Annotated in this window: 14 protein-coding genes; 11 read left to right on the top strand and 3 right to left on the bottom strand. The window is 25.9% G+C overall.

The window, feature by feature from the left end; all coding sequences use genetic code 11:
- Positions 1-12: 12 nt before the first annotated feature.
- The 8 genes from BRSU_RS04080 (at position 13) to hprK (ending at position 9,440) form a co-directional block, all read left to right on the top strand.
- Entirely contained in the window at positions 13-771 is a 759-nt protein-coding gene (locus BRSU_RS04080; RefSeq protein WP_048593939.1) for a uracil-DNA glycosylase, read from the top strand.
- Positions 772-848: 77 nt separating this feature from the next.
- Positions 849-1,607 (top strand): ankyrin repeat domain-containing protein, encoded by a 759-nt coding sequence (locus BRSU_RS04075; RefSeq protein ID WP_048593937.1) that lies wholly within the window; start codon positions 849-851, stop codon positions 1,605-1,607.
- Between the two features lie 67 nt (positions 1,608-1,674).
- Positions 1,675-2,511 carry a hypothetical protein gene (locus tag BRSU_RS04070; RefSeq protein ID WP_048593935.1) on the top strand — a complete coding sequence of 279 codons (837 nt, stop codon included), beginning with the start codon at positions 1,675-1,677 and terminating at the stop codon, positions 2,509-2,511.
- Positions 2,512-2,586: 75 nt separating this feature from the next.
- Positions 2,587-5,877 (top strand): DUF4132 domain-containing protein, encoded by a 3,291-nt coding sequence (locus BRSU_RS04065; protein ID WP_048593933.1) that lies wholly within the window; start codon positions 2,587-2,589, stop codon positions 5,875-5,877.
- Positions 5,870-7,177, top strand: a complete 1,308-nt coding sequence (rpoN, locus tag BRSU_RS04060; RefSeq protein ID WP_048593931.1) for an RNA polymerase factor sigma-54 — start codon at positions 5,870-5,872, stop codon at positions 7,175-7,177. The genes BRSU_RS04065 and rpoN overlap by 8 nt, the downstream gene beginning before the upstream one ends.
- 16 nt (positions 7,178-7,193) lie before the next feature.
- Entirely contained in the window at positions 7,194-7,970 is a 777-nt protein-coding gene (hpf, locus tag BRSU_RS04055) for a ribosome hibernation-promoting factor, HPF/YfiA family (RefSeq protein WP_048593929.1), read from the top strand.
- A 40-nt stretch (positions 7,971-8,010) separates the two neighbouring features.
- Positions 8,011-8,475 carry a PTS sugar transporter subunit IIA gene (locus BRSU_RS04050; RefSeq protein ID WP_048593927.1) on the top strand — a complete coding sequence of 155 codons (465 nt, stop codon included), beginning with the start codon at positions 8,011-8,013 and terminating at the stop codon, positions 8,473-8,475.
- The gene (gene hprK, locus BRSU_RS04045) at positions 8,475-9,440 is read left to right on the top strand and encodes an HPr(Ser) kinase/phosphatase (protein WP_048593925.1); all 966 of its coding nucleotides are present in this window, start codon (positions 8,475-8,477) and stop codon (positions 9,438-9,440) included. Before BRSU_RS04050 ends, hprK begins: the two co-directional genes overlap by 1 nt.
- Here hprK and BRSU_RS04040 read toward each other — a convergent pair.
- Together BRSU_RS04040 and rsmH are read right to left on the bottom strand one after the other, a co-directional pair.
- The gene (locus BRSU_RS04040; protein ID WP_048593924.1) at positions 9,434-9,769 is read right to left on the bottom strand and encodes a hypothetical protein; all 336 of its coding nucleotides are present in this window, start codon (positions 9,767-9,769) and stop codon (positions 9,434-9,436) included. The genes hprK and BRSU_RS04040 overlap by 7 nt on opposite strands.
- 15 nt (positions 9,770-9,784) lie before the next feature.
- A complete protein-coding gene (gene rsmH, locus BRSU_RS04035) occupies positions 9,785-10,687 on the bottom strand; it encodes a 16S rRNA (cytosine(1402)-N(4))-methyltransferase RsmH (RefSeq protein WP_048593922.1) in 903 nt (300 codons plus the stop codon).
- 144 nt (positions 10,688-10,831) lie between these two features.
- On the opposite strand from rsmH, the gene BRSU_RS04030 reads away from it, so the two are divergent.
- From BRSU_RS04030 to BRSU_RS04020, 3 genes are all read left to right on the top strand, one after another.
- Positions 10,832-11,362, top strand: a complete 531-nt coding sequence (locus BRSU_RS04030; protein ID WP_048593920.1) for an HdeD family acid-resistance protein — start codon at positions 10,832-10,834, stop codon at positions 11,360-11,362.
- Positions 11,363-11,441: 79 nt separating this feature from the next.
- Positions 11,442-11,660 (top strand): (2Fe-2S)-binding protein, encoded by a 219-nt coding sequence (locus BRSU_RS04025; RefSeq protein ID WP_014488343.1) that lies wholly within the window; start codon positions 11,442-11,444, stop codon positions 11,658-11,660.
- A gap of 20 nt (positions 11,661-11,680) precedes the next feature.
- On the top strand, positions 11,681-11,860 hold the full coding sequence (locus BRSU_RS04020) for a (2Fe-2S)-binding protein (RefSeq protein WP_048593916.1): 180 nt from the start codon (positions 11,681-11,683) through the stop codon (positions 11,858-11,860).
- Between the two features lie 79 nt (positions 11,861-11,939).
- Here the strand turns inward: BRSU_RS04020 and BRSU_RS04015 are convergent, their stop codons facing one another.
- Positions 11,940-12,857: a transketolase family protein gene (locus tag BRSU_RS04015; RefSeq protein ID WP_048593913.1), complete on the bottom strand. Its 918-nt coding sequence runs from the start codon at positions 12,855-12,857 to the stop codon at positions 11,940-11,942.
- Positions 12,858-12,867: the final 10 nt, after the last annotated feature.

The following is a 12,867-nucleotide window of genomic DNA, read 5'->3' as shown; positions in this document are numbered from 1 at the left end:
GGATTTATTAATATGAATAAAATGGAAAGCTATTTTTTACAGCAGAATAAAATAAAATTCTCAAATGTAGTTTGCTCTCAGCATAATAAAAAAATAATATTAAGAAATCCAAAAAAAGCAGTGAAAGCAGTAAAAAAAGAAGAAAAAGATATTAATGATAAAGGCATAGAATCAATGAAAGAAATAAAGAATGAAGAATTAAAAAAAATATATAGCGAAGTTGAAAAATGTATGAAATGCGAGGCTTTATGTAATAGCAGATTAAATGTAGTATTCGGAAGAGGATATGAAGAACCTGATATAGTATTTGTCGGAGAGGCACCTGGAGCTGACGAGGATAAACAAGGACTTCCATTTGTAGGAAGAGGCGGAAAATTATTGGATAAATGGATTGAAAGAATGAATATCAATAATAAAAAATATTATATTATGAATGCTTTGAAATGCCGTCCTCCTGAAAACAGAGATCCTTTGCCTGAAGAAAAAGCTAATTGCAGAGATTATTTTGTAAATCAGTTAAAAATACTTAATCCTAAAATAATATGTGCATTAGGACGTCATGGATTCGGTAATTTAATAGATTTTGATTTAAAAACCCCATTCGGAAAAGCTAGAAATAAAGTGCATTATTACAATAATAATGGAAAAGATGTGCCTGTAATAGCAACTTATCACCCTGCTTATATTTTAAGGAATCAAAAAGAAGAGGATAAAGTTATAGCTGATTTGGAGTTTATGCTTAGCGAATTAGAAAAAATTGAAAATAATTAAAATAATTTTTATTAATAAATAGGAGTTTGCTATTGAAGAAATATTTTATTTTAGTGTTAATAATATGCAAATGTCTGATGCCTAATTCATTCGACAATATAATAGATGCTGCCGATTATGAAACTTATGAAAATATAGAATATTCGAATATCCCAAAAAAGCCTACTATATTTGATTACATAAATCATAAAAATGAATTATCTGATATTATAGAAAGAATAGATAAATATTTAGATAATAACGGAGATATTAATGCTGTAAATAAAAACGGCAATACTCTTCTTATGGAAGCTGTAGCCATAGGATATTATGATTTGGCTGATTATTTGGTAGAAAAAAAAGCTGATATATCTATAACTAATAATAATGGAGAAAATGCTTTAATACTTTCCGCACATTATCCATATATAATGAATCTTCTTATTAATAACAATGCTGATGTAAATATTGCTGATAATAATGGTAAAACAGCACTTCATTATGCATGCGAGTACGGAGATTTATATTCAGTAAAACTTCTTATAAAAAATGGTGCTGATATTAGTAAAAGAGATATACTAGGAAAAACTATTCTTATGTATGCTGTTGAAAATGAGCATCTTTTATTAATAAAATATTTAGTAGAAGATTTGAAAGTTGATATTAATGAAAAAGATGATTGGGGGCAGAATGCTATGTTTTATGCCACAAAAATAGATATAGCAAGATATCTTATTTATAATGATATGAATTATACAGACGTTAACTCAATAGGTTTAAAGCCTTATGAAGTTATGAAATATAATGGCTATATAAATGTATCAAATTATCTGCAAAAATTAGAAAAAAGAAGATAACTTATAAAAAATACCTTTAAGTATTTTTTTTATAAACCGAGAATATTTACAGTATATTGGAGTTTATATGAATATCAAGGTTATTTTACTATTTATTACTATAAATATGCTTCTTTTTCCGCAATATCTATCTTTAACTAATAATAATATATTAGTTAATATAGGTGAAGGAAGAGTTGACTATACTACATATACAATATATGCGGATGCAACAGCCGATTTTGTTACAGATACTCGCTTACACCCTGAAGCATTATTAATATTGCAGCAGCAGGCTGAAGAAGAAACTATGAAAACTTTATACGACACATTGGGAAATATACCTATAGACAGTGAAGATAATATATACAGTATAATAGAAGAAAATAGATTATTAAAAGAAAAAGTAGTAAATTCTATAAATAATGCTAGATTAGTTGGTATATCATACCCTACAAGAACAAGCGTTAAAGTACTTATGGCATTAGATATAATAACAAATAATCTTATGTCAGATTTGATAAACAATATACATATATATAAACCTGAACCTATAGTAACATATTTTGATGCTGGCACAGATTATGATAGTCTTGTTATAGATGCAAGAAATATTGGTTTCATACCTTCATTATTTCCTACAGTATATGATGAAGATGGTAATGAAATATATAGTTTAGCTTATATAAATAAAAACATTGCTTCTACAAATGGATATATTACATATTCTACAAATTCTTTTCTTACAAATCAAAATATTACAAATACAATAGGAAAAAAACCATATAACATTGTAGCATGGAGATCAAGAGGAAGATTTGCAAGCGATTTAGTTATAGGAAATGAGGATGCAAGTATAATTATGAGCAGCCCTAACCTAAAAAATGCTATAAAAAACTGTAAGGTTATATTCATAATAGACTAATTTATTATATTTTTATTATTCATTTTTTTTTCAAAATATGGTATAGTATCTATTATCTTTTTAGGGTTATTTCTTATGAGTATTATAGACAGTTATATAGATGATATTTTTAAAAATCATCCATATATAGACAATATAAAAAAATATGTCAATAATGAAAATGATAATATAAATTTCGATACGGAAGAAATAAACCTGACTATTTCAAATAATCGTTCAATATATTCAAATCTATTAGATCTATATATCAATGATAAGCAAAATGAAAGTTTAATTAGATTATTTAAAGTTATATCTATGCAAAAAATAGAAAATATATATATTTTTGAAATGCTTATTATTAATATAATATCCGGTATGAACATCAAAGAAGCATTCTTAAAATGTGTATCTACAAAAAAAATTAATGATTGGAATAGAGAATACAAAAAATATACATACAATACAAATCATATATCAAATGAAATAATGAATGCTAAAATTAACATTCTTATATATTATTACTATGCAAAAAAATATTTCCCAAAAGAAACAGAAGAATATATAGATAATATATGCTCATCAAATATATATGATATTATTGAAGAATACGGAGATAATATATTAATAGCTTTGATGGCTTTAACTATAAAGATATATCTTGGAGATTACAATAAAATATCTTTAATATTAGAATATTCAAAAAAAGTAAATTACTTAGATTCTATACTTTCGCTTTTTGTTATTGTAAATATAGATAATAATATATCAAAAAGATTCATAGAATTAATAGAAAATGACATGTTAAATGAAAATAAATATTTATTTATAAACTTAGCATATATGATAAAATTATTTTTCTTAACTAGGAAAAATTACAGCGAAAAATTTGAAAATAAGAGTTTTGATGAATTCATACATGATCTTACTGATTTTAATATACCAAAATATTTAATATTTCTTATAAAATATTTAGATACAAATTTATCAACAAATTCAAATAAAGTATTTGAAGGGATAAAAAATCTATACAACAATGATAAAGAATCATTTTATAAACTTTATAATATATTAAAAGAAGTTGATATACCATATATTATAGAGATAAAGGCTGTATTAAATTGTGTTCTTTTGAATGCTAAAGATAATAATGCTGATGCTGCAGTGCTTGATAATAGCATAGATTATTTCATAGAAAATATAAAAAAAGAATTAGAAAAAATATACGATATAAAATCTGAAAATATATTTGAATTATTGGAAAACAAAATTATAGATAAATATGATTTATCTGTTAATCTCAGCAGTACATTAATATTTACAACAAAAATAATAGTCCTTATGTATGATTATAATGAAAAAGCAAGAAAAGTTGTTCGAGCTTTATTAAAATCATTGCCGTATAATTTAGCTATACCATTAATGATTAAAGATAGAAAAGAATTTTATAATATTAAATTAAAAGAGATATTAGATTATTTGCAAGGGTATGATTTAGATTTAAAAGACTTAATAATAACATATCTATATACCTACCCTATTTATATTTTCAGCACAAAATATATATTACAACTAGTTAATAAAAATTCTGATTATACAGTAGAAATGTTTCATGATAAAACATTTTTGAAAGCAGCTTCATATAAGAGTTATGCTTTAATAGATTTCTTAGAACTTCTATATAAAAAAGATAAAGCAGGATTCACAAACTATTCTGCAATTTGCTATGTACTTCATTTAAAAAATAAAGAAATTATAAAGTGTGCTTTAAACTTAATAGAAGAAGATGAATATAATTCCAGAGCTTATGTTGAAAACAGCATACATGCATATAGAGAGGATGTGCAGTTTGAATTAAAAAAGATAATAAAAAAATGGAATTACAGAAGAAAAGGATTTAAATTTAAAACTTTGGATGATATAAATCAGTATATAGATGATTATTATGAAGAAAATTACGAATATCTAATTGACTTTATAGATGAATCTTTAATATCTAATGCTGTTTTAAGAAATGATAAAAATACTAAAGTTCCTGTAAAAATTATAAAATATATACTATTAGAATATATGCTTCTAAAAGAACCTTATAGAATAAAAGATATAGACAGAATGATAGATTTATTTGATATGAATTCTATAAGAAATACATTTGAAAATATATATAAATATTGGAATGATAATAATTGCGATGAAAGCAAAAAAAATATTATTCTGCCTTATTGTATTTATGCTGATTATAGTCAGATAGTTAATTTATATGATAAGATAGAATATTGGCAGGAGAATTTTCAATCATCTCTGGCAGCATATATAATACCTGCAATAGCAATGAATGGTGAAAAATTTGCCTTAATGATAATAAATAATATTATATATACATCTAATAATAAAATAGTAAAAAATTCTGCAATAGGTTCTTTTGAAAAAGCTGCTGAATGTTTGAATATACCTATTGATAATTTATTCGATAAAGTTCTTCCTAATTTAGGATTCAATGTTGAAAGAAATAAAGTAATCAATTACGGCAAACAAAAATTAACTCTTCAATTATTAAGCGATTCCTATTTAGAAATAATAGATAATGAAAATCATAAAATATTAAAAGAACTTCCGGATGCTATAGAAGGTGATGATGAAAGAGTAGTAGCAGAAGCTAAAAAAGATTTAATATATATAAGAAATTCATTAAAAGCTATTATATCATATCAAACAGATAAACTTAGAAAAGTAATGTTTAACGGCAGAAAATGGGATTATGAAACTTTCTTTGAAGTATTTGTAGAGAATCCTGTAATGCAATATTTTACTCTTGCATTTGTTTGGGGAGTATATGATGAAGATAATAATCTAATAGAATGCTTCAGATATATGGAAGACGGTTCTTTAATTTCAATAGATGAAGATTTATATGAGCTTCCTAAAAATATAAAATATTATATAAGTTTATATCACCCTATTGATAATGATGAAGATTATCAGAAAATTTGGACTTATCAATTAGAGCTCTATGAAATAAATCAGCCTGTAGAACAAATAAAAATAAAAAGATATATATTAAAAGATAATGATGTTGAAAATGATTCTATAATCTCTCTAAAAGGTCAAAAATTATCATTAGAATATATGGAAAAATTATCTAAAGAATTGGATATGAAAACAGAATATTATGATGAATATGTATCTTACTATATGGCAGATAATGTTTTAAAAATAATATGCGAAATTAACTGCAGTATATCTGATGAAGACATGATAATAGATAGTATAAAATTTTATGAATTAGAAAAATATAATAAATTCGGAAGAGTGATTTCTCCTTTTGATATAGAAAGAAGATTTATCAGTACAATGATTTATTATTTATCTTTAGGTTTTTATGATTAATAATTCTTTATCAGCAAATACTTCTATAAGAACTGCAATAAAAAATGATTTAAGACTCAATTATCAAACTAGAGTATGGCTTGATGTTATAGCATTGCCTGCTATAGAGCTTAAAGAAAAAATACAAAAAGCAATGGAAGAAAATCCATTTTTGGAATATGACTTTAATGATAATTATTCAAAGTCTTCTTCATCGGCATCAAGCGATATTAATTCTATAATAGAAAACACAGTAGAAAATAATAAAGAAAGTTTATTTTCTCATTTAAAAAGCCAAATAGATATTACCTTTGATGATAAAAAAGAAATAGAGCTTGCAGAACAAATATGCAGTTTTATAAATGAAGACGGATATTTAACTATTGAAAGTGATGAGATATCAAATATACTAAATGCTGATATAAAGCAAATAGATAAAATAATTTCTATAATAAAAACATTTGATCCTTACGGAGTTGCCGCTAAAAACATTAACGAATGTCTTTCCATACAATTAAAGATGAAAAAAAAAGAAACTGAAGATAAAGAGATATATGATACAGCAATAAATATTGTAGAAAATTATTTAGATGAATTATCAAAAAAGAATTATGATAAAATAGCTTTAAATTTAAATATCGAAGTTAATACAGTATTAAAAGCCTTAAGATTAATACAAACATTAGAACCCTACCCTGCCAGAGAATATGATACATCAGCTGTTAAGTATATAGTACCTGAACTATTTATTTTTAAAGAAAATGATCATTGGATAGTAAAAACAGATGAAACTTTTATCCCCCACTTGAAAATTAGCAAAAAATATATTAAACTATTAGATAGAGAGGAAAGTAAAGATAACATAAACTTTTTAAAAGAAAAAAAGAAAGAAGCTGAAAGCCTTATAAATGCATCTAATGATAGGAAAAAAACTTTATTAAAAATAGGCGAAGCTTTGCTTAAATTTCAGATAAATTTCTTTGAGTATGGAAAAGAGTTTATGAAGCCATTAACTTTAAAAGATATGTCTTTGGAGGTGAATTTAAGCGAATCCACTATAAGTAGAATAGCTAATGGCAAGTATCTTAACACTGTTTGGGGTACATTTTCTATAAAATATTTTTTCTCTAGGGCTGTAAATGGCGGGCTTGGTTCTAGAGGCGTTAAAGAAATTATAAAAAGAATTATAGAAAACTCTCAGGCAAAACTAAGTGATGAAAAAATCAGACTCATACTTAAAAGCGAAGGTATTGATATTTCAAGAAGAACCGTAGCTAAATATAGAAAAAGTATGAATATTTTTTCATCAAGAAACAGATAAAACAAAAGGAGATTTTATGCATCAAAATATCATTGGAAAGAACGTAAGAATCACTAAAAATGTTAGGGAACATATAGCAAATAAGATGCAAAATATCAAAATACATGCTGATAGAATAATAGACGCCAATATTATCTGCGACTATATGCATGGTGAATATACTGTACAAGGCACTATAGCTTTTGGTAAAAAAGTATTTCATGATAAAGAAAAAGAAAAAGATTTATATGTAGCAATAGATGCTATGTTTCAAAAGATAGAAAGAGAAATAAGAAAATCAAAAGAAAGAAATATAGACAGAAGTCAAAGAGCTGTTGTAGATAAATCAGTACAGGCAGAAGATGATGATGATGCTTATTCAATCAATTCTGTAGGAATATACGAAAAACCTTTAGATGAGCTTGATGCTGTATTACACTTTAATAGCGATAAAAAACCTTATATGGCTTATTTACCTATTAAACAGGGTGAAGATTTATTCAGCATAAAAATAGGAAAATTCCCTGTATTCTTGTTTAAAGGCAATGACAATAAAGTACTTGAAATATACAATAAAGATGAAGAATATTGGAACATCGATGAAGTAAGTGTAACTCCTGATAATCATATAGATGCAAGTAAAAGCGAAAACTATTTGATAAAAGAATATAATGTAAGTGAAGCTGTAAATTATCTTACAGAAAACACTGATAAAAAATTTGTTGTTTATATAAGCAGCATAACAGAACAAGCAGAGGCTTTATATAAAGAATCTGATAATTCATTTGTTCTAATAAGAATGTTTGATATTTAATTTATTTATTATATAATTAACCATTTTGGAGGGTTTGATAATGAGTTTAATAGATTACATAAATAAAGATTCTATAATGATAGATGTTCAGGAAACCGAGAAAGAGCGTCTTCTCTCTAAAATGGTTGAGCGATTAGATGAATGTAAATTACTTCTCAATAAAAACGATGCTGAACATGCTATTATGGCTAGAGAGCAATTAATGAGTACGGGTGTTGGAAATGGTATAGCAATACCTCATGCTAAAACAGATGCCGTAAAAAGTATTGTGCTTAGTGTAGCAACCATTAAAAACGGAATAAATTATAAATCTGTAGATAAGAAAAAAGTATTTGCGGTCTTTATGCTTCTAGCACCAAAAACTTCAGCAAGCGAGAATTTAAAAGTACTTACTGCAATAGCTAAAATATTAAGAGACAATCCTCATTTCTTAGAAAAACTGATAAATGTTGAAAAACCTGAAGAGATTATGGAACTCATTGCTAAAGAGGAAATGAAAATATAATGCCTAAAATAAGCGTATCTAAATTCTTAGAACTTAATGAATTAAAAAATAATACTCTAAAAATAAGACGTTTAACAGGTCTTATAGGAATGGAAAATGACATACTAGGTTATGATATAAATAGACCTGGTATGGCATTATTCAAATATTTCAAAGACTTTGCCTATCAAAGAATACAAATATTAGGAAAAGGTGAGGCTAATTATATTATCACTTTAGATGAAGAAAATAAAATAGATGTATTTGAAGAAATGCTTAGTTATAAAATACCTATATGCATATTCACTTACAATATAAATCCTCCTGAATCATTTATAGAAATAGCTAAAAAAAATAATATTTGCGTAATAATAAGCGAATTAAAAACATCCGATATGATTAGAGGAATAGAAGCCTTAATAGAAGAAGAATTCGTTGAATCTTTCACTATACATGGAGGATTAGTAGAAGTCTTTGGAGTAGGAGTTTTAATTTTAGGTAAAAGCGGTGTTGGAAAGAGTGAAGCTACTTTAGAACTTATATCAAAAGGTCATAGACTCATATCAGATGATATAGTTGAATTTAAAAAATTAAAAGATGGCAGAATAATTGGAAGAAAAAACGAATATATAAAACATAATATGGAAGTACGCGGAATAGGAGTAGTTGATATAAGCAGACTTTCAGGTATGAGTGCTATAAGAGATAAAAAAAGGCTTGATTTAATAATAGAACTTGAACATTGGAAAGATGATGAACAATACGATAGAATGGGATTATTTGATAAAACTTACAGTATATTAAATACAGAAGTACCTTATCAAAAAATACCTGTTCGTTCTGGAAGAAATGTATGCATACTTATAGAAACCGCTGCTAAAAATTACAGATTAAAGCAGATGGGATATAATAGTGCTAAAGAATTAGATAAAGCATTAATAGCACAAATAGAAAAAAAGAAAACTGATAATACAAATAATTATTGATTATTATTTTGATCTTCTATTTTTAGATAAAGTATATCATTTTTATCGCCGCTTACAGAAGTAAATCCGTTTATTATAGCTGTTTCTATGAACCTATTAGGAGATGAGTATTCTGCTTCCTCAGCACTAAGTACCTTAACCTCTTTTTCCAAACGTTCTATTTCATTATCTAATTTTGATAATTCTACAACTATTTCATTAGCTTTAACATTTCTTGCAAAGGTAAAAATACTTATAACTATTACAAATAATATTATTACTATAAAAAGAGAACCTATAGAATAAGTTTTCCTTTCTTTTTTATCCATATTTTGATTCTTATCATTCATGTTTTTATCTCCACATTATACCTTTTGAGCTATTCTCATCTTAGCACTTCTGCTTGCAGGATTAGATTTTATTTCTTCATTTGTCGGAAGTTTAACTTTATTATTTAGAAGTTTAAATATACCGTCTTTATTCTTAGTTTTCTCATTTTCTTTAAAAAATCTTTTTATTATTCTATCCTCTAAAGAATGATAGCTCATCACAACAACTACTCCATTTTCTTTGAGTATAGAAGGTATATTCATTATTGATTTTTCAAGTATATTAAGCTCATCATTAACTTCTATTCTTATAGCCTGAAAAACTAAAGTTGCAGGGTGAATTTTGCCATATCTTTGAGCTTTATCAGTATTATGAAATATTATATTTTCTAATTCTCTTGAAGTCTCTATTTTTCTTCTATTTCGCTCTTTTATTATAATATTTGCCATTTTTCTGGCATTGTTAATTTCTCCGTAATCTCTAAATATTCTTTCCAACTCTTCTTCACTATATCCATTTATAACATCATAAGCACTTTTTTCATTTAGTCCAAGCCTCATATCAAGTCTTACATTATCTTTAAAAGAAAAACCTCTTTCAGCTTTTTTGAAATGAAATAAAGACACACCCAAATCATAAAGCATAAAATTAACATTTCCAATTATACTATCATCAAGCTCTTCCATCATTTTATCATAAGTATTATTATAGTAATGGAATTTATCATAATTTTTAAGTCTTTTTTTAGCTATTTCAAGAATGGCTGAATCTCTTTCAAAACTATGAACTTCAAGATTTAAATCAAGCATTGCCTTAGTATGTCCGCCCTCACCTAATGTGGCATCAACAGCAATTTTGGCATTCTCTGGTATGAAACTCAAAACTTCTTTAAGCATAACAGGTGTATGCACTATTTCTAATTCTTCATTATTATCCATTTGCAAATATTATCGGAACAATTAACATTAAAATAATTTCAATAAAAAATTAATTTAAAAATACTGCAGATTTTTATATTGATTTTTTTATACATTTTATTATCATATATAAATTAATATTTATAAAATAAAGGAGTTTTTTATATGGGAAAATTAGGAAGAGTTCTATGGCTCATTTTTGGCATTCTATTAATAATATCAGGAATAGCTACATTATTTAATCCAATAGAAACTGTTTTAATGTTAGCTTATATAATAGGATTTTTAACAATATTCTCTGGAATAAGTGCTATATTCTATTACTTTAGTTTAAGAGATAAATCAGGTTCTACTTTAATTTTATTAGATGGTATAGTATCAACAATATGCGGTATTATAATTATTTCTAATCTACAAATAAGCGGTGCATTTGTACCTTATATGGCTGCTTTCTTTGTAATAGTAAGAGGTGTTGTAGCAATATCTTCTTCTATTGAACTTAAAAAGTTTGGATATAATCAATGGGGACTTTCTATGTTCAGCGGAATACTTACTTTGATCGCAGGAATAATTTTAACTTTCAATCCTATACTTGGTGCTGTTTATGTTAGCGTTGTACTTGGATTAGGTTTAATACTATATGGTATAATAACATTACAATTATGGTTTGCTTTCGATAAATTCTTTAAAATATGAAATTATACTAATAAAGATGTATTGATTTTATTTACTAATATTGTTAAAATAAATCAATTATTAATATGGGAGAAAATTTATGTTTGAAAAGAATTTAAATAGCACTATATGCTTTTGTAAAAATATAAAATATAAAGAAGTTATTGATGCAATTAAAGAAAATAACTATACTACACTTGAAGAAGTTATGCATCATACAAAAGCAGGAATTACATGCTGGAGCTGCAGAGGAGATATCAAAGATTTATTGGAAGAATACAAAAAAACAGGAAAAATATTAAGTATAAAAAATCAATAATAAAATCGGAGATATCTAAATTGTCAAATAATGATTTTATATGCAAATGTAAAGAGCTTTCCATTGAGGAAATAAAATATTTAGAAAAAGAACATGGCATAAAAACACTAAAAGAACTCGTAAAACATACTAAAGCTGGTACAGAATGCGGCGGATGCAGAAATAAATTGAAAGAAATGTTTAAATTCAATTTAAAATAATATTGTGTAATATATTTAATATATAAAAAGGAGAGTAATTTTAATACTCTCCTTTTTTTTATTATAATCAATTTATTAATTATTTAACTATATTATAAATAGATTTAGCATCAAGACCATATTTACAAATAAGTTCTTCAACTGTTCCTGATTCGCCGAAAGTATCTTTCATTCCAATCCTTATAAGATTAGCAGGATATTCGTCTGTCAAAACTTCTGATATAGCAGAACCAAGTCCTCCTATTATAGAATGCTCTTCAACACTAATAAGTTTTTTATGTTTCTTGGCCATTTCTACAATGATTTCTCTGTCTATAGGCTTTATAGTATGAATATCAACAACTGTTACAGATATACCATCTTTTTCAGCCATTTGAGCTGCTTCTAAAGCTTCTGCTACAACTATTCCGCATGCAAATATACATACATCTTTACCTTCTCTTAATACATTAGCTTTTCCAATTTTGAATGGAGTATCTTGATTTGTTATTATATTAGTAGCAGGTCTTGCCATTCTTAAATAACATGGTCCGTCAAATTCAGCTGCAGCAAATACAGCCTTTTCAGCCTCAACAGCATCACAAGGAACAATTACAGTCATATTTGGTATAGAACGCATTAAAGATATATCTTCAATACTTTGATGGCTTGCCCCATCTTCTCCAACTGATATACCAGCATGAGTAACTGCCACTTTAACATTTAATTTAGGATAACAAATAGAGTTTCTAATAATTTCAAAAGCTCTTCCTGCACCAAACATAGCGAAAGTAGATGCAAAAGGTATTTTACCTTCAATAGCAAGTCCGGCAGCTGCGCCTATCATATTTTGTTCAGCTATTCCCATATTGAAAAATCTATCAGGGAAAGCAGATTTAAAAAGTTTTGTCATAGTAGAACCGGATAAATCAGCATCTAAAACTACAACATTTTTATTTATTTCTCCGAGACGTTTTAAAGCCTCACCATAAGCATTTCTTATTGCTTTTTTTTCCATAATATTTATT

It is taken from the genome of Brachyspira suanatina (assembly GCF_001049755.1).
GTDB classification, from domain to species: Bacteria; Spirochaetota; Brachyspiria; order Brachyspirales; family Brachyspiraceae; genus Brachyspira; species Brachyspira suanatina.
Note: the sequence above shows the minus strand (reverse complement) of the source record. Positions and strands in the feature narration are given on the sequence as shown.

Coding starts and splice junctions, on each gene's coding strand:
- BRSU_RS04040 (WP_048593924.1), bottom strand. CDS start 9,769: ATGAATGATAAGAATCAAAATATGGATAAAAAAGAAAGGAAAACTTAT.
- BRSU_RS04050 (WP_048593927.1), top strand. CDS start 8,011: ATGAGTTTAATAGATTACATAAATAAAGATTCTATAATGATAGATGTT.
- hprK (WP_048593925.1), top strand. CDS start 8,475: ATGCCTAAAATAAGCGTATCTAAATTCTTAGAACTTAATGAATTAAAA.
- BRSU_RS04025 (WP_014488343.1), top strand. CDS start 11,442: ATGTTTGAAAAGAATTTAAATAGCACTATATGCTTTTGTAAAAATATA.
- BRSU_RS04065 (WP_048593933.1), top strand. CDS start 2,587: ATGAGTATTATAGACAGTTATATAGATGATATTTTTAAAAATCATCCA.
- rpoN (WP_048593931.1), top strand. CDS start 5,870: ATGATTAATAATTCTTTATCAGCAAATACTTCTATAAGAACTGCAATA.
- BRSU_RS04080 (WP_048593939.1), top strand. CDS start 13: ATGAATAAAATGGAAAGCTATTTTTTACAGCAGAATAAAATAAAATTC.
- BRSU_RS04075 (WP_048593937.1), top strand. CDS start 849: ATGCCTAATTCATTCGACAATATAATAGATGCTGCCGATTATGAAACT.
- BRSU_RS04070 (WP_048593935.1), top strand. CDS start 1,675: ATGAATATCAAGGTTATTTTACTATTTATTACTATAAATATGCTTCTT.
- hpf (WP_048593929.1), top strand. CDS start 7,194: ATGCATCAAAATATCATTGGAAAGAACGTAAGAATCACTAAAAATGTT.
- BRSU_RS04015 (WP_048593913.1), bottom strand. CDS start 12,857: ATGGAAAAAAAAGCAATAAGAAATGCTTATGGTGAGGCTTTAAAACGT.
- BRSU_RS04030 (WP_048593920.1), top strand. CDS start 10,832: ATGGGAAAATTAGGAAGAGTTCTATGGCTCATTTTTGGCATTCTATTA.
- rsmH (WP_048593922.1), bottom strand. CDS start 10,687: ATGGATAATAATGAAGAATTAGAAATAGTGCATACACCTGTTATGCTT.